At 72.0% G+C, this 16,550-nt stretch carries 12 protein-coding genes; 6 read left to right on the forward strand and 6 right to left on the reverse strand.

The features are described 5' to 3' along the window. Positions 1 to 138: 138 nt before the first annotated feature. The gene (locus OG417_RS17840; RefSeq protein ID WP_329256925.1) at positions 139 to 4,611 is read right to left on the reverse strand and encodes an ATP-dependent helicase; all 4,473 of its coding nucleotides are present in this window, start codon (positions 4,609 to 4,611) and stop codon (positions 139 to 141) included. Between the two features lie 55 nt (positions 4,612 to 4,666). Here OG417_RS17840 and OG417_RS17845 point away from each other — a divergent pair, with 55 nt between their 5' ends. Together OG417_RS17845 and OG417_RS17850 are read left to right on the forward strand one after the other, a co-directional pair. After that, complete coding sequence (locus OG417_RS17845; protein WP_329256928.1) at positions 4,667 to 4,861, forward strand: DUF3046 domain-containing protein; 195 nt, start codon at positions 4,667 to 4,669, stop codon at positions 4,859 to 4,861. After that, positions 4,858 to 5,271: a rhodanese-like domain-containing protein gene (locus OG417_RS17850; protein ID WP_329256930.1), complete on the forward strand. Its 414-nt coding sequence runs from the start codon at positions 4,858 to 4,860 to the stop codon at positions 5,269 to 5,271. The genes OG417_RS17845 and OG417_RS17850 overlap by 4 nt, the downstream gene beginning before the upstream one ends. On the opposite strand, the gene OG417_RS17855 is transcribed toward OG417_RS17850, so the two are convergent. From OG417_RS17855 to OG417_RS17870, 4 genes are all read right to left on the reverse strand, one after another. Continuing rightward, on the reverse strand, positions 5,264 to 5,713 hold the full coding sequence (locus tag OG417_RS17855; protein WP_329256933.1) for a DUF350 domain-containing protein: 450 nt from the start codon (positions 5,711 to 5,713) through the stop codon (positions 5,264 to 5,266). The two genes, OG417_RS17850 and OG417_RS17855, sit on opposite strands and share 8 nt — an antisense overlap. Before the next feature lie 19 nt (positions 5,714 to 5,732). Further along, entirely contained in the window at positions 5,733 to 6,875 is a 1,143-nt protein-coding gene (locus OG417_RS17860) for a glutathionylspermidine synthase family protein (RefSeq protein WP_329256935.1), read from the reverse strand. A 2-nt stretch (positions 6,876 to 6,877) separates the two neighbouring features. Continuing rightward, positions 6,878 to 7,222: a hypothetical protein gene (locus OG417_RS17865; RefSeq protein ID WP_329256938.1), complete on the reverse strand. Its 345-nt coding sequence runs from the start codon at positions 7,220 to 7,222 to the stop codon at positions 6,878 to 6,880. A 74-nt stretch (positions 7,223 to 7,296) separates the two neighbouring features. After that, positions 7,297 to 8,157, reverse strand: a complete 861-nt coding sequence (locus OG417_RS17870; protein WP_329256941.1) for an ATP-grasp domain-containing protein — start codon at positions 8,155 to 8,157, stop codon at positions 7,297 to 7,299. 198 nt (positions 8,158 to 8,355) lie between these two features. Between OG417_RS17870 and recA the strand changes: the two genes are divergently transcribed. From recA to rny, 3 genes are all read left to right on the forward strand, one after another. Continuing rightward, positions 8,356 to 9,477 carry a recombinase RecA gene (recA, locus tag OG417_RS17875; RefSeq protein WP_442875697.1) on the forward strand — a complete coding sequence of 374 codons (1,122 nt, stop codon included), beginning with the start codon at positions 8,356 to 8,358 and terminating at the stop codon, positions 9,475 to 9,477. Positions 9,478 to 10,625: 1,148 nt separating this feature from the next. Continuing rightward, positions 10,626 to 11,111 (forward strand): regulatory protein RecX, encoded by a 486-nt coding sequence (locus OG417_RS17880; protein ID WP_329256944.1) that lies wholly within the window; start codon positions 10,626 to 10,628, stop codon positions 11,109 to 11,111. Positions 11,112 to 11,585: 474 nt separating this feature from the next. Beyond that, positions 11,586 to 13,175, forward strand: coding sequence for a ribonuclease Y (rny, locus tag OG417_RS17885; RefSeq protein WP_329256946.1), 1,590 nt, complete (start codon positions 11,586 to 11,588; stop codon positions 13,173 to 13,175). Positions 13,176 to 13,377: 202 nt separating this feature from the next. Here the strand turns inward: rny and OG417_RS17890 are convergent, their stop codons facing one another. Further along, positions 13,378 to 15,390, reverse strand: coding sequence for a S9 family peptidase (locus tag OG417_RS17890; protein ID WP_329256949.1), 2,013 nt, complete (start codon positions 15,388 to 15,390; stop codon positions 13,378 to 13,380). A 283-nt stretch (positions 15,391 to 15,673) separates the two neighbouring features. Between OG417_RS17890 and OG417_RS17895 the strand changes: the two genes are divergently transcribed. Continuing rightward, complete coding sequence (locus OG417_RS17895; protein WP_329256951.1) at positions 15,674 to 16,516, forward strand: MOSC domain-containing protein; 843 nt, start codon at positions 15,674 to 15,676, stop codon at positions 16,514 to 16,516. Positions 16,517 to 16,550: the final 34 nt, after the last annotated feature.

Raw genomic sequence — 16,550 nt, forward strand, 5'->3', positions numbered from 1 at the left:
CAGTGATCGGACCTGAACCGGCCGCCCGCATTGACCGCGCAAGGACTCCCGCACCGAACCACGGGTCACAAGCCGAATGGCGGCCGCCGTACTAGTAGGGGCGGCTCGTTATGCGTTCGAGGCTGGGACGGAGTGGCGTTATGCGCGGAGGCGTAGGCCGCGCGGGGTCGGGTGGAAGCCGGCGGCCTCCAGGGCTGCCGCCAGTGGGGAGTCGTTGATCGACTCGCCGTCGGCGCGTTCGACGGTGAGGCGGCCCAGGGCGCCCTCGCGGACCGCCAGGGCCAGGGCGTCGACGGCCGGTTGCAGGTCGGTCTCTTCCCAGGACAGCAGGGTCTTGCCGCCGCGTTCGACGTACAGCACCAGGCGGCCCTCCACCGTGACCACCAACGCGCCCGCCTTGCGGCCCGGTTTGTGGCCGCTCGCGGCCTCGCCCGGGCGTTCGGGCCATGGCAGGGCGGCGCCGTAGGGGTTCGCCGGGTCGGTCGCGGCGAGGACCAGGGCGCGGGCCCGCTCGTCGTCCGGACGCTGGGTGGCGCGCAGCCGGTCGACCGCGCCGGGCAGGGCGAACTGGGCCGCGCCCAGGCCCTCGACGAAGTAACCCCGGCGGCACCGGCCCGTCTCCTCGAACGCGCGCAGCACCGGATACACGGCGGCGAAGCCGCCCGGTGTGCGTTCGGCCATCACGGCGCCGCGGATGACGATGCCGTAGCGGTCGAGCAGGGTCTCGGCCAGGGCGTGACCCCGTCGCGTGGTGTCGTCCGACCGCTCCGGCAGCGTCCACCAGCGGCCCGCGACCGTCGGCGGGCCCGTGCGGGAGGGCATGGCCGGCCGGCGCCGGCGGGTGCGCGGCCGATGCGTCGTGCGGCTCGACCCCAGGCGCGCCCGCAGCGGGGCCAGCGTGTCGTTGGTCAGGTGTCCCGCCCACACCAGGTCCCACAGCGCCGCGACGAGGTCGGCGTCGTTCAGCGAGCCGACCCGGTCGGACAGCGTGCGGAAGAACACCGCGCCGCCGTCACCGAGCGCGTCCAGGACCTTCTCGTGCAGCGGCGTCAGCGTGATCTCGGCGGGCTCGGCCATGAGGAGGGGAGCGGTGTCGGCGAGGTACAGCGACACCCACCCGTCACCGCCCGGCAGCCCGCCCTGACCCGTCCAGATCACCTCGCCGGACGCGGTCAGCTCGTCCAGCAGAGCGGGGGAGTAGTCCGGCACCCGCGCCGGCAGCACCAGCGACTCCAGCGCCGACGCCGGCACCGCGGCACCCTGCAACTGCTCGACGGCCTGCACGAGCGCGTCGAGACCCCGCAGCCGCGAGGACCCTATGCCATGCCACGCGGGCAGGAACCGCGCCAGCGCGTCGTGCGGTGACGGCTCGACCTCGGCCCGCAGGCGCGCCAGCGACCGGCGGCGCAGCAGCCGCAGCACCCCGGTATCGCACCACTCCGTGCCTCGGGCGCCCGGCGTGAACTCACCCTCCGACACCCGGTCGGCCAGCCGGTGCAGCCCGCCGGTCACCACCGCCACGCCCAGCCCGAAGCGCGCGGCCACGTCACCCGCGTGGAACGGCCCGTGGGTGCGCGCGTAGCGGCTCAGCAGGTCGGCCAGCGGATCGGCGACGGGCTCCAGGAACGCCTCCGGGACGCCGACCGGCAGCGGCACGCCGAGCGCGTCGCGCAACCGCCCGGCGTCCTCGATCGCCGCCCACCGCTCCTCACCGGCGATCCGCACCCGGATCGCGCGATGCGACTCCTCCAGCTCGGCGAGCCACCCCGGAGCGACTCCCCGCGCGGTCAGCTCCGAGGTCGCCAGCGGCCCCAGCTCGCGCAGCAGGTCGGCGGCGCCCTCGACGTCGCGGGCATGCCGCGAGGACGGCAGCCGCTGCAGCTCTTGTGACACCTCGGCGACCACCTCGGGATCGAGCAGCTCGCGGAGGTTCGCCTGGCCGAGCAGCTCGGCCAGCAGCGTCGAGTCGAGCGCCAGCGCCTGGGCCCGCCGCTCGGCGAGCGGCGCGTCGCCCTCGTACATGAACGCGCCGACGTAGCTGAACAGCAGCGACCGGGCGTACGGCGAGGGCATCGGCGTCTCGACCTCGACCAGGCGAGCCTTGCGCCCGGCCAGGTCGCGCATCAGCGTCACCAGCCCGGGCACGTCGAAGACGTCCTGCAGGCACTCGCGCACGGTCTCCAGCACGATCGGGAACGAGGCGTACTTGCTGGCCACCGACAGCAGCTGCGCTGCCCGCTGCCGTTGCTGCCACAGCGGCATCCGCTTGCCCGGGCGGTGCCGCGGCAGCAGCAGCGCCCGCGCCGCGCACTCGCGGAACCGCGACGCGAACAGCGCCGACCCGCCCAGCTCGTCGGTGACGATCTGTTCGATCTCGTCCGGGTCGAAGATCGCGAGGTCGCCGGCCGGCGGGGTCACGGCCTCACCCGTGTCGGGGATGCGCAGCACGATGCCGTCGTCGGAGTGCGCGGCCTGCGCGTCCACGCCGTACCGCTCGCGCAGCCGCGACGCCATCGCCAGCGCCCAGGGCGCGTGTACGAGTGCCCCGTACGGGGAGTGCACCACGAGCCGCCAGTCGCCGAGCTCGTCGCGGAACCGCTCGACCACCAGCGTGCGGTCGTCCGGGACGTAGCCGGTCGCCTCACGCTGCTCGGCGAGGTAGGCGAGCAGGTTGTCGGCGGCCCACTCGTCCAGGCCCGCGGCGCGTACGCGCTCGCGCGCCCGCTCGGGCGGCAGCGCCGACAGCTCGCGGCTGAACGCCCCCAGGGCGCGGCCCAGCTCGGCGGGCCGTCCCGGCGCGTCGCCGTGCCAGAACGGCAGCTTGCCCGGCCGCCCCGGGGCGGGGGAGACGAGCACCCGGTCGGGCGTGATGTCCTCGATGCGCCAGGAGCTGGCACCGAGCACGAACACGTCGCCGACCCGCGACTCGTACACCATCTCCTCGTCCAGCTCACCGACCCGGGAGGACTTCTCTCCCACCAGGAAGACGCCGAACAGGCCCCGGTCGGGGATCGTGCCGCCGCTGGTCACCGCGAGACGCTGTGCCCCCGGGCGCCCCCGCAGCACCCCGGCGACGCGGTCCCACACCAGCCGTGGCCGCAGCTCACCGAACTCGTCGCTCGGGTAGCGCCCGGCGAGCATGTCGAGCGTCGCCTCCAGCACCGAGCGCGGCAGTGTCGCGAACGGCGCCGCGCGGCGTACGAGCGTCTCCAGCTCGTCGACCGGCCACTCGTCCATGCCGGCCATCGCGATGATCTGCTGGGCGAGCACGTCGAGGGGATTGCGGGGATAACGCAGCTCCTCGATGCGGCCCTCGCGCATGCGCTCGGCCACGACCGCGGTCTGCACCAGATCGCCCCGGTACTTCGGGAAGATCACGCCGCGTGAGACCGCGCCGACCTGGTGCCCGGCCCGGCCGATGCGCTGCAGCCCGCCCGCCACCGACGGCGGCGACTCGACCTGGACGACGAGGTCGACCGCGCCCATGTCGATGCCCAGCTCGAGGCTGGAGGTCGCGACCACGCCGGGCAGCCGCCCGGCCTTGAGCGCCTCCTCGATGCCTGCCCGCTCCTCCTTCGACACCGACCCGTGGTGCGCGCGTACGACGTCGGCCGGCGCGCCCCGCGAGGCCCCGGCCTGCGCCATCATCTCGGCGGGCACGTCCTCCTCGGGCAGGTCTCCCTCAACGCGCTCGCGGGCCAGCTCGTTGAGACGCCCGCTCAGCCGCTCGGCCAGCCGCCGCGAGTTGGCGAAGACGATCGTCGAGCGGTGCGCCTCGACCAGGTCGAGCACCCGCGCCTCGACGTGCGGCCAGATCGACGCGCGGTTGGGCTCTCCGGCCGCCGCCCCGGACAGGTCCTCGACCGGCTGCCCCAGCTCGGTCATGTCCTCCAGCGGCACGACGATCTCGAGCTCGACCTCTTTCTCGTGCGGCGGCTGGACCACGGTGGCGGGCCGCGTGCCGCCGAGGAACGTCGCGACCTCCTCCACCGGGCGTACGGTCGCCGAGAGCCCGATGCGCTGGGCCGGCCGCTCCAGCAGGGCGTCGAGCCGCTCCAGGGAGAGGGCGAGATGGGCGCCGCGCTTGGTGCCCGCGACGGCGTGCACCTCGTCGACGATCACGGTCTCGACGCCGCGCAGCGCCTCGCGCGCCTGCGAGGTCAGCATGAGGAACAGCGACTCGGGCGTCGTGATCAGGATGTCGGACGGCTTGACGGCGAACCGGCGGCGCTCGTCCGCCGGGGTGTCGCCGGAGCGTACGGACACGCGAACGTCGGGCTCGGGCAGGCCCAGCCGCTGGGAGGTCTGCCGCAGCCCGGTCAGCGGCGCCCGCAGGTTGCGCTCGATGTCGACGGCCAGCGCCTTGAGCGGCGAGACGTAGAGCACCCGGCAGCGGCGCTTGGGGTCCTCCGGCGGCGGCGTCGTGGCGAGCCGGTCGAGCGACCAGAGGAACGCCGCGAGCGTCTTGCCCGAACCGGTCGGCGCCACGACGAGCGTGTTGTCGCCTTGCGCGATCGCCTCCCACGCGCCCTCCTGCGCCGCCGTGGGCGCGGCGAACGCCCCGGCGAACCAGGCGCGCGCGGCGTCGGAGAAGCGGTCGAGCGGTGTCATGGTGCCATGATGCCTCCGGGCACTGACAGGACCGGCCGCCCGATAGCGTGGAAGGGTGCGTCTAACCGTGTTCTGGGACCGGATGAGCCAGCAGTTCGGCGAAAATTACGCCGAGAGTGTGGCCAAGGACTACGTCATGGCCGAGCTCGGCGGCCGCACGATCGAGCAGGCCCTGGCCGACGGTGTCGGTGCCAAGGAGGTCTGGCAGGCCGTCTGCGCCACGTTCGACGTACCCCAGAAGCTGCGGTGACCATCGATCGGCTGCTCGCCGAGGCGCGGGCCGGTCTGACGCGGCTGAAGCCACACGACGCCGCCCAGGCCGTACGCTCCGGCGCGCTCCTCGTCGACACACGTCCGGAGTACCAGCGGCGCGCCGACGGCGACATCCCCGGCGCCATCGTCGTCGAGCGCAACCACCTCGAATGGCGGCTCGATCCCCGCAGCGACGCCCGGATCCCCGAGGCCGCGCACGAGCGGATCCGCTGGATCGTGATCTGCGACGAGGGCTACTCCTCCTCACTCGCCGCCGCGTCGCTGCGAGCCATGGGGCTGCTCCACGCCACCGATGTCGTGGGCGGCTTCCAGGAGTGGCGCGCGGCCGGGCTGCCGGTGACGCCCGGCGCCGTACGGCCGCGGCTCGCGTCGTACGACCTCAGATGACGGCGATCGCGGTGATCAGCCCGACGGTCGCCTGCGTGGCACCGAGCAGGATCGCCGACGGCTCGAGCTTCTCCTTGGCCATCAGCCCCGCCACGTCCACGCCCAGCAGGTAACGGACGATCACCGAGGCGACCAGCTGCGCCACGATGCCCACGAGACCCCACACCAGGGTCGCGATCAGTCCTTCGAGGAGCTTCCCACCGGAGGCGAAGATCGACGCGGCCACCACCAGGCCCACGGCCGAGACCCCGCAGACGGCCAGCAGCGTCGCGTTGGCGTTCCGGTTCGTCCGGATGATCGTGGTCAGCCGGCCCGGAGTCGCGAGGTCGACCGCGAGGAACCCGATGACCAGCAGCACCAGGCCGAGCGCCGTGTACGCGGCGATCGCGCCGGCGCCCTTGCCCAGAGCCGTGCCGAAGCCGTCCGAGAACGCCAGATACATGTCGGTCTCCCTGTAGGACTCAGTCGTCGATGCGGTGGGGAACGAAGGATGAGGTGTCGTCGGTGATGAGGCCGGACGTCTCACGGATGCCGAGGCCCGCCGACTCGTCGCCCACGACCCACGCGCCCAGCACGGGATGCTCGCCGTCGAAGTCGGGCAGCGGGCAGAACTCCTGGTAGACGAAGCCCTCCGCGCCGTACTCACCGGTGGTCGTCGTCTGCACGCCCTCGGGCGTCACGATGCTCATGCTCGCGCCCTCGCGGCCCAGCAGCGGCTTGCGGATGTAGGACGTCAGCGTGCTCGGCGTGCCGAGGAAGGTCGGCAACAGGTTCGGATGGCCCGGGTACAGCTCCCAGAGCACGACGAGGAGCGCCTTGTTCGACAGGAGCATCTTCCAGATCGGTTCGATCCACGCCGCCCGCGGGACGTGCCGGCCGAACGGCTCGGAGACGATCCACTCCCACGGGTAGAGCTTGCAGACCGTGCGGATCTCCGCCTCGTCCAGGTCGACGAAACGCTCGTTGAGGGCGTGCCAGCCGACGTCCTCCATGGCGATCGCGCTCGCCCGGACACCGGCCTGCTCGGCCGTCTCCTGCAGGTACGCGATGGTCATGAGCTCTTCGCCGGTCTCGTCCTCGGTCGTCCAGGCGAAGTGCACGGGGGAGGGCGGGGCGATCTGCTTCCACCGGTCGACGAGACGCTCGTGGACGGAGTTCCACTGGTCGCCCTCGGGGTGGACGTCCTGCAGCCAGTACCACTGGATGATCGAGCTCTCCACGAGCGCGGTCGGGGTGTCGGCGTTGTACTCCAGCAGCTTCGCCGGGCCCTCGCCGTCGTACCAGAGGTCGAACCGCCCGTACAGGTGCGGGTCGCGCCGCCGCCACGACGCCTCGATCAGCGGGCGCACCCAGGGCGGGATGCCGAACACGTCGTACCGGCCGGTGCTCACGACGTGCTCCACCGCGGCCAGGCACATCTGGTGGAGCTCCTCGACCACCGACTCCAGCGCGAGGACCTCGTCCATGGGGAAGACGTAGTGCACGGACTCGTCCCAGTACGGGCGGTTCAGGTGCTCAGGGTGGGAGGTGCGGTGGTACGCGAGGCCCTGCGACTCGATGATCTGAGCCCAGTTCGCGCGCGGGTCGGAGAACTCGCGTCGCACGCTCAGCCTCCGTGGGAGCCGGAGTGGCCGCCGAAGCCGCCGCGTGAGATCACCCGGCCACCGCGCGAGGTGATCTTGCTGCCGCGCGGGCGGATGGTGCTGCCGTGCGAGATGTATCCGCCGTGGTAACGGCCGCCGTAGTACCAGTAGTAGCGGCCGTACGAGCCCCCGTTGTCGCAGTAGTAGTCGGGGACGACGCGGTAGGAGCCGCCGTGGGAGTTCCAGCCGTCGACGCAGCTCGCCTTCGTGCTGGACGAGCAGGCGACGAGGGTCAGCGACAGGACGCTCAGGGCGCTCAGCTGTACGGCGCCTGAGCGCATCCGCCGACCGGCGGCTTTGGGAGGCATTGCCGACGACCCTCCGATTCCAGGGTTAGTGCCCGGTAAGTGTAGAGGTGGGACGGTCGATCGGCAGGATCGGTTCAACGAATGGGAAAACTCAGATAAAGGTCGGCCGGCTCCGTTCCCGTGGGAAGGTCGCTCACCTGGCCGTCGCCGGTCTCCACCACCCGCCAGGTGCCGTCCGCACGTCGTGCCAGGTCAGTGGTGATGAACCGGCAGCCGAGCGAGCGCACGCAGGGCGCGACCGGGTCCGTGAGGGGGCGTGGGCGCACCTCCGGCGTGTCCGGATGCGGTCCGACCAGGACCGGCTCTCCATCGACCCACCAGACGCGCGCCTCGCCGCCCTCGTACGTCTCGAACTCGCGGACCACGATGCCGCCGGCCAGGAAGTCGCCCTGGAGCTCGACGAAACGCGAGACGACCGCGTGCAGCCGGTCGACGTCGGTGACGTCGGGCACGAAGCAGGCGTCGTCCCACTCGTGCTTGCGCGACTTCACGTAGTCCTTGACGATCGCCGGGCCCTTGGCGAGCGGGCGTACGAGCCGGGCCAGGTGGTCCTTGTCCGGAGGTGTGCCGGGACGCGCCGGCAGCCACACGCTCGCGGGGGTGACGCCGGCGAACGTGTCGTACCAGCCCGGCAGCTCGTGCGCCTTCTGGTAGCCGTCCGGCGGCACCGCCATCGTGACCCCGCGCGCGCCGAGCGCCGAGGCCAGCGCGGTGTACTGCACGGACGTCATCATCCATCCGCGGTACCAGACCGTGCCGAGGTCGCGCGGGACACGGTGTGCGGCCATGGCGGCGTCGCCCTGCTGGAGGGCGTCATGGTCGATGAGCGCGACGGATCCGCCGAGCGCGCGCACGGACTCGGCCTCCCGCGCGAAGTGTTCGTCGACCCGCCGGGGGTTGAGCGGGTCGGCGCACATGAGAATGGTGACCGGCATGATCCTGCGCCTCAGCGTAAGCCAAGTTCACCGGACTTTCTGAGTGTCCGACCATGATCGAACACGTGTTCGGCTAGAGTTGACCGCAACGGGCGGCGTAATCCACAACGGTGGCCCGGACTCTCGAAAACTGTCGGTGCGGCCCCGTAACGTCGCACCCGTCAACATCAGTCACCGATTTTCACAGGGACACCTCACATGGCAGCAAACGATCGCGAGAAGGCCCTCGAGGCGGCGCTCGCCCAGATCGAGCGGCAGTTCGGCAAGGGTTCCGTCATGCGGCTGGGCCAGGAGGGGCGCCCTCCGGTCGAGGTGATCCCGACCGGATCGATCGCCCTCGACGTGGCCCTCGGCATCGGCGGCCTCCCGCGCGGCCGCGTCGTCGAGATCTACGGCCCGGAGTCCTCCGGTAAGACCACCCTCGCGCTCCACGCGGTGGCGAGCGCGCAGAAGGCCGGCGGCATCGCCGCGTTCGTCGACGCCGAGCACGCGCTCGACCCGGAGTACGCGAAGAAGATCGGCGTCGACATCGACGCGCTCCTCGTCTCCCAGCCGGACACGGGGGAGCAGGCTCTGGAGATCACCGACATGCTGATCCGCTCCGGCGCGATCGACGTCGTGGTCATCGACTCCGTCGCGGCCCTCGTGCCCCGTGCCGAGATCGAGGGCGAGATGGGCGACAGCCACGTCGGCCTCCAGGCCCGCCTCATGTCGCAGGCGCTCCGCAAGCTCACCGGCGCCATCAACCAGACCAAGACCACAGCGATCTTCCTCAACCAGCTGCGGGAAAAGGTCGGCGTCATGTTCGGCTCACCCGAGACGACGACGGGCGGCAAGGCGCTGAAGTTCTACGCGTCGGTCCGTCTCGACATTCGGCGCATCGAGACGATGAAGGACGGCACCGACGCCGTCGGTAACCGCACCCGCGTCAAGGTCGTGAAGAACAAGATGGCCCCGCCGTTCAAGGTCGCCGACTTCGACATCCTGTACGGCGTGGGCATCAGCCGCGAGGGCGGCCTCATCGACATGGGCGTCGAGCACGGCTTCGTCCGCAAGTCCGGCGCCTGGTACACCTACGAGAGCGACCAGCTCGGGCAGGGCAAGGAGAACGCCCGCAACTTCCTGCGGGAGAACCCCGACCTCGCCAACGAGCTGGAGAAGAAGATCAAGGAGAAGCTCGGGGTGGGCCCGAAGCTCGACGCCGACCCCGCGACACCTGCGGCGGAGACCCCGGCCCCGGCCGTGGCGGGCGCGGCGGCGGGCAAGACCGCCCCGGCCAAGCGCGGCTCCAAGAGCACCCCGAAGCCCGGCGACGCCTGAGCCCGGCGCGCTGACCATGCCGAGGCCGGGCGCAGGGCGGCATGGCTCGGGTCGGGCAAGGCGGGCCCGTGAAGGCCTCCTGGCGGGCGGCGGCGTCACATCCCGCGCCGGATCGACACCGGCGCGGGCACCTTCCCCGGTGGCGTCGCCCCCGCTCAGGAGTTCTGACGCGGACGCCGGGTTGGCGCCCTGGGCTACTCGCTGACCTTCGGTCGGCTTCGCGGGAGTCCTTTGTGTCTGTCCAGGGGGCGACCCCCTGGAACCCTCGATTGCCGGGCTGCGCCCGGCGCCCTGGGCTGTTCGCTGACCTTCGGTCGGCTTCGCGGGAGTCCTTTGTGCCTGTCCAGGGGGGCGACCCCCTGGAACCCTCGATTGCCGGGCTGCGCCCGGCGCCCTGGGCTGTTCGCTGACCTTCGGTCGGCTTCGCGGGAGTCCTTTGTGCCTGTCCAGGGGGCGTCCCCCTGGAACCGCCGGTGCCGGCCGGGCTGCTCGCTGACTTTTGGTCGGGTTCGCGGGGGCGCTTTGTGCTTGCCCAGGGGATGACCCGCTGGAACCGGCGGTGCCGGGTTTCGCCCGGCGTGCCGTCGGTGAGCGGTCCGGAAGAGCTAGGAGGTGTCATGTCCGCCGATGAGACCGGTGCCGGGTTTGACGGCTTGGATCCCGCCGATCCGGCGCCCGGTTGGGCCACTGGAGCCACCCCTCCTGTCGGTGAGCGGCGGCGGTCCTCGTCTGAGGGCACCGGGCCCGGCTGGGCCGGCGGTGAGCAGGAGCGTTCCTCGGCCGGGCGCAGTGGGTCCGGCTGGGCCACCGGCGCCACCGGCCCCGCGGGGGAGCCCGGCGGGGCTTCGGCCGGCCCTCTTCCGGCCGGCGGGGAAGGGGAGGTCACCCCGCCCACGCCGTACGCCGGCGGTCCGGCATCCGGGCCGGGTGGGCGTGGTGCGGCTTCCGGGCGGCGAAAAGGCGGACGGACAGGTGGACGGACGTCCAGGCGTGCGCGACGAGGCGGCGAAGAGCACTCCTCCGGAGGCGAAGCGCGCTTCGGTCGCGGGGAGGATTTCGGTCGCGGGGAGGGTTTCGGTCGCGGAGCGGGTTCTGGTCGTGGGGAGGGTTCCGGCCGCGAGGCGGGCGGGCCGCCCGCCGATCCGGAGGTGGAGGCGCGTGAGATCTGTCTGCGGCTGCTCAGCTTCTCACCTCGCACGCGGGCGCAGCTCGCGGACGCGTTGCGGGATAAGGGTGTGGACGACGAGGTGGCCGAGCGGGTGCTGGGCCGCTACACCGAGGTCGGCCTGATCGACGATGCCGCCTTCGCACGGGCGTGGGTGCAGTCGCGGCACACCGGCCGCGGCCTCGCCCGGCGGGCACTCGCGGCCGAGCTGCGGCGGCGCGGCGTCGCCGACGAAACGGTCAACGAGGCCGTCGAGGAGCTCGACCCCGAACAGGAGGAGGCCGCCGCCCGCGAACTCATCGCCAAGCGCATGGCCGCCACCCGGGGCCTCGACCCGGTCAAGCGCACCCGGCGCATCCTCGGCGTCCTCGCCCGCAAGGGATACTCCAGCGGGCTCGCCTACCGCCTCGTCCGCGAAGCCCTCGAACAGGAAGGCATCGACGACCCCGGCGTTCCCACGGACGAATGACCGCGAACACCTGAGGGAGAGGCATCGACCTGCGGGTTGGGCCGAAGCTTTGGGGTGCTCGGCCGCACGTCGGTGGTGCGGTCACGCGGTCGGGGTGCCGGGTGCGGGCGTCCCGGGCCCTCGGCGGGAGTTATGGGTATTCGGTTGCCACATGCAACGAATCGTCCCGAACGAGGAGTCTTTCCTTGCCCATTACCTCCTCGACGCTTACGGTTACGGCAGTGAGGAGTTACTCCGCGCAGTGCGGATTGCCATACGACCGCAGACGTTGACGAGCTGAGAGGTGATCCGGCCGGCTCCCCCTATGGCCGGTTGGTACGGATTGCAGGGTTCCAGGCGGAAGCCTTGGGCCCCGGACGGTTGTGCCCTGCCCGGCATCCGTCGGCGGTCCGGCATACCCGTGGCGCGCTCGTAGCCCCTCGCACGCCGCCCTGGTGTTGGGCGGTCTCCGTGTCGAGGAAAGGGGTCAGTGCCGTGATCTGGGTTGTCATAGGTGCGGCACTGGTCATCATCGTGGCGTTCGTCACCTTTGTCGTCGTCGTGCTTCAGCGGCTCCCCGGACGGGGAGGCTCCGACAGCACCGTGCCGAGCGAAGAGGAGATCAACGCTCATCGGGACGCGGACGAGATCGTAGCGCGGGCGAAGGCGAAGGCGCAGGAGATCGTTTCCGAAGCCGCGGCGAAGGCCAAAGAGGTCTCCACGGCGGCGCGCGAAGACGCCGAGAAGGAGGTCAGGGCGCTCAAGGACGATCTCCGGCCGGTCCGTGAGGACCTCGAGAGGCGAGAGATCCGGCTCGCCGAGCGCGAGCAGCGGCTCGACGACGAGATGCGGCGCCTCGAGGAGCGCGGACAGAAGCTGGACGAGTTGAAACAGTCCCTGAAAGAGCGCCGGGCCGAGCTGGAGCGGGTCGACGAAGAACGCCGCCAGGTCCTCGAACAGGCCGCCGGGCTCACCGCCGAGCAGGCCAAGACCGAGCTCGTCGCGGTGATCGAGAACCAGGCCAAGCGCGAGGCGGCGCTGATCGTCCGTGACATCGAGAACGAGGCACGCGAGCAGGGCGAGAAGCGCGCGAGAAAGATCGTGACGCTGGCGATCCAGCGGGTGGCCACCGAGCAGACCGCCGAGTCCGTCGTCTCGGTCCTGCACCTGCCGAGCGACGAGATGAAGGGCCGCATCATCGGCCGTGAGGGCCGCAACATCCGGGCGTTCGAGACGGCCACCGGCGTCAACCTCATCATCGACGACACCCCCGAGGCCGTCCTGCTGAGCTGCTTCGATCCCGTACGCCGCGAGGTCGGCCGGCTGACCCTGGAAAAGCTCGTCCTCGACGGCCGGATCCACCCGCAGCGCATCGAGGAGATCTACGACCACAGCAAGGCCGAGGTCGAGCAGCTGTGCGTACGCGCGGGCGAGGACGCCCTGGTCGAGCTCGGCATCACCGACATGCATCCCGAGCTCATCGCCCTGCTCGGTCAGCTGCGCTACCGCACCTCCTACGGGCAGAACGTCCTGAAGCACCTGATCGAGTCGGCGCACATCGCCGGGATCATGGCCGCCGAGCTGCGCCTTCCGACGGCCCTGCTGAAACGCTGCACCCTCCTGCACGACATCGGCAAGGCGCTCACCCACGAGGTCGAGGGCAGCCACGCGCTCATCGGCGCCGAGATCGCCCGCCGGTACGGCGAGGACGAGGAGGTCGTGCACGCGATCGAGGCCCACCACAACGAGGTGGAGGTCCGTACGGTCGAGGCCGTGCTCACCCAGGCCGCCGACGCGATCAGCGGTGGACGCCCGGGCGCCCGCCGCGAGTCGCTCGAGGCGTACGTCAAGCGGCTGGAGCGACTCGAGGAGATCGCCACCGAGCGCGACGGCGTGGAGAAGGTCTTTGCCATGCAGGCGGGCCGCGAGATCCGCGTCATGGTCCGGCCGGACTCGGTCGACGACATCCAGGCCCAGGTCATCGCGCACGACATCGCCAAGCAGGTCGAAGAGGAGCTGACCTACCCGGGGCAGATCCGGATCACCGTCGTACGCGAGTCGCGAGCCACGGAGTTCGCCCGCTGACGGACACGGCCGCGTTACGGCGTGATGCGGTGACCGGGCGGGGCCCGCGGTCCGCGGTGGTCTTCGGGGGCCCGCCGGGTATGAGGGGTGCGGTCGCGTTACGGTGCGACGCGGCGACCACGCAGGGCGGAGGGCACGATCCGCAGCGGTCCCCGGGGATCCGCCCGGCACGACGCGTGCGGTCGTGCCGGACGGTGCGCGATCACTCCTCGGCCGTGGGCGCCGCGGGCTCGGAAGCCGCGGGCGGCGCGGGCGGCGGCTGGACCGGCCGCCGTCCCACGGTCAGCTCGATCGCCGGCACGTCCTTCGGGTCGAAGCCGAGCGTCTGACCGTAGAACGCCAGCTCCGCCTCCAGCGAGGCGATCACCGTGTCGGCCCGCCGGAAGCCGTGGGACTCGCCCTCGAACGCCCGGTACGCGTACGGGATGTCCTTGGCCGCCACCGCGTCCGCGAAGCGTTCGGACTGCGGGGGAGAGACGACCGGGTCGTCCATGCCCTGCAGCAGCAGCACCGGGCAGGCCGTCCCGGAGGCCCGCGCGAGCGGCGAGCGCTCCTCGTACGTCCGCTCGAACCCCGGAACCGGACCGATCAGCCCGTACAGGTAGGTGGACTCGAAGTCGTGGGTCTCCTTCAGCCAGCTCTGCGGGTCGGCGATGCCGAAATAGGACGTGCCGGCCTTGAACAGCGTGCTCTGCGTGATCGCGCACAGCGTGGTCCATCCGCCGGCGCTCGCGCCGCGGACGGCCAGGCGGTCCGGGTCGGCGGTGCCACCGTCGATCAGCGCCTGGGCCGCCGCGACGGTGTCCTCGACGTCGACGACGCCCCACTGGCGCCGCAGCCGCTCGCGGTACGAGCGGCCGTAGCCGGTCGAGCCGCCGTAGTTGACGTCGATGACGCCGAGGCCCCGGCTGGTGAAGTAGGCGATCTCCAGGTCCAGCACGCTCGTGGAGTGGTCGGTCGGCCCGCCGTGCACGAACACGACGTACGGCGGCAACTCGCCCTCGGGCGCCTGGGCGGTGGGATTGGACGGCGGGTACACATAGGCGTGCACCGGCCGCCCGAACGGCCCCTCGAGCTCCTGAGCGCGCGGCAGCGGCAGGTAGGCCGGATCGGGCGGCGTGTCCAGCTCCGCCCGCAGCACCGTGGCCTCGCCGCTGTCGGCGTTCACCGCCACCACGGACCACGGGATGTCCGGGGCGCCGGCGATCCCCACGATGGTGGTGCCGTCGGCGGACACCTGGAGCTTCCAGTCGGTGTAGGGCAGGTCGAAGTCGGTCAGTTCGGCGGTCTCCGGGTCGTACAGCCCGAGCCGCTGGTCGCCCTGCCCGTGCAGCACCGCGATGCGCCCGTCGTCGAGGAGGGCGTACGGGCGGCCGCCGAGGTTCCACAGCGGCCCGGCGAACTCCTCCTCGGCCGGGTACAGCGCCTGCGGAGACTCGCCGCGCAGGCCGATCTCGTACAGGTTCCACCAGCCTGGCCAGTCCGAGACGACGTAGAGGCTGTTCTCGTCCAGCCAGGTGGGTGCCAGCGCCGACTCGTTCAGCCCGCCCTTGACCGTACGGGGGCGTCCGAGCGTGCCGTCGGCCTCGAAGGCGGCGACGCGCAGCTCGGTGCCGTCCCACGGCATCCTCGGGTGGCTCCACTGCACCCACGCGAGGTGCCCGCCGTCGGGGGAGGGTGTGGGGAAGGCGTAGAAGTCGGCGCCGTGGACGAGTTCGCGGATCGCCCCGGGATCCTGGGTGGCCGCGCCGCTCAGCGGGACCGCGACGATGGCCCGCCGTACGGTGCCGGAGGCGTGGCTCTCCTGGACGCACCAGATGTGCCGGCCGTCGGGCGACAACGTGAAGTCGGCGTACCGCAGCCCCGACGGCTCGGCCGGCTCCGGCGTCAGCGGCAGCGGGGTGCGGCCCTCGGCGAGCCGGTAGAGCCGCTGGTCGGAGTAGTTGGCGAAGACCAGGTCACCGTCCGGCAGGGGGAGATAGGACCGCCCGCCGTACTCGTGTACGCGTGTGCGGGCGTCCCATGGCGCCGGGAGCAGGTCGGTGCCGGACCGCACGATCGTGGTACGCCCGCCCCTCTCCGGACGGGTCTCCTGCCACCACACACGATCGCCGTGGATGGTGGGGTAACCAAGGCGCAGGCGTGCCCTCGCGACGTCGGCGGCGGAGATGGGGGAGGGCCAGGATCCATAGGGGGCGGTCGCACGAGCGGTCATATCGGAATCGTCTCGCAAACCGGGGGACAATGGGGCCACGACCCCGCACTTGAGCTTGTTAAAAGTTGGGGCCGGGCCCCGGCGGCGCCCCGCCGCGTTCCGCTCCTTCGAAACGGCGTATCGGCCCGTCCCGTACGGGGCGGTGCCCTCGGCCGACCCCTGCGAGCAGGTCCTGGCGTCCGCAGGCGAGGCGCGAACCTGACGAATCGCTGTCAGATACCACCGCCGTCTCTGGCGTCGCCTCCGGCGGTCCCTCTAGCTTCGCGGTAGGCGAGGGAGGGCGATGACGACGGCGTCGATCAGCGAGCTGATCTCCTATCCGGTCAAGGGCTGTGCCGGCGTGCCGCTGAGCGAGGCGACGCTGACCGAGGCGGGCCTGCCCCACGACCGCGCGTTCATGGTGGTCGACCGCGACGGGAGGTTCCGCAGCCAGCGCCGGGACCCCCGGCTGGCACTCATCCGGCCCGCCATCGACCCCAGAGGCGAACACCTCACCCTCCGCGCGCCCGGACTCGACGACCTGGACATCGCGGTCGACCGGGACTCTCCCGGCGGGAAGGTGGAGCTCTTCGGCACGCTGTACGGGGGCGTCGACCAGGGCGACGAGGCCGCCGCGTGGCTCTCGTCGGTGCTCGGCGCGGACAGCAGGGTCGTACGGGTGCCGCCGGAGCACGACCGGACCACCGGTGGACGGACGCCCGGCACCTCCGGCTATGCCGACAGCAGCCCCGTGCACGCCCTCTCGCGCGCCACGCTGGACGAGCTGAACCGGCGCGTTCCCGGGCCGCCGGTGCCGATGTCGCGGTTCCGGCCGAACATCGTGATCGGCGGATGGGACGAGCCGCACCTGGAGGACCGGGCGGACCGCGTCGCGGCCGGCGGCGCCGAACTCGGGTACGCCAAGCTCGCGATCCGCTGCGCCGTCACGCTGGTCGACCAGGAGCGCGGCGTACGGTCCGGCCCCGAGCCGCTGCGCACCCTCGCCACGTATCGGCGCGCCGCCGCCGGGGGCGTGGCGTTCGGCGCCAAGTTCTCGGTGCTGCGCCCCGGAAGGCTCGCGGTGGGCGACGCCTGGACCGTCCTCTCCTGGGCCGAGTCCGAACTCGGCGAGCCCCGGCCCGGCTAGACGAGACCGGGACCGGTGGACGCGCCACCGGCCC

Origin of the sequence: Actinoallomurus sp. NBC_01490 (assembly GCF_036227085.1) — a bacterium.
Lineage (GTDB): Bacteria > Actinomycetota > Actinomycetes > Streptosporangiales > Streptosporangiaceae > Actinoallomurus > Actinoallomurus oryzae.

Bases quoted from the DNA above. Each gene is read 5' to 3' on its own strand.
- OG417_RS17865 (WP_329256938.1), bottom strand. From the start codon at position 7,222: ATGCCTCCCAAAGCCGCCGGTCGGCGGATGCGCTCAGGCGCCGTACAG.
- OG417_RS17855 (WP_329256933.1), bottom strand. From the start codon at position 5,713: ATGTATCTGGCGTTCTCGGACGGCTTCGGCACGGCTCTGGGCAAGGGC.
- OG417_RS17895 (WP_329256951.1), top strand. From the start codon at position 15,674: ATGACGACGGCGTCGATCAGCGAGCTGATCTCCTATCCGGTCAAGGGC.
- OG417_RS17840 (WP_329256925.1), bottom strand. From the start codon at position 4,611: ATGACACCGCTCGACCGCTTCTCCGACGCCGCGCGCGCCTGGTTCGCC.
- OG417_RS17890 (WP_329256949.1), bottom strand. From the start codon at position 15,390: ATGACCGCTCGTGCGACCGCCCCCTATGGATCCTGGCCCTCCCCCATC.
- recA (WP_442875697.1), top strand. From the start codon at position 8,356: ATGGCAGCAAACGATCGCGAGAAGGCCCTCGAGGCGGCGCTCGCCCAG.
- OG417_RS17870 (WP_329256941.1), bottom strand. From the start codon at position 8,157: ATGCCGGTCACCATTCTCATGTGCGCCGACCCGCTCAACCCCCGGCGG.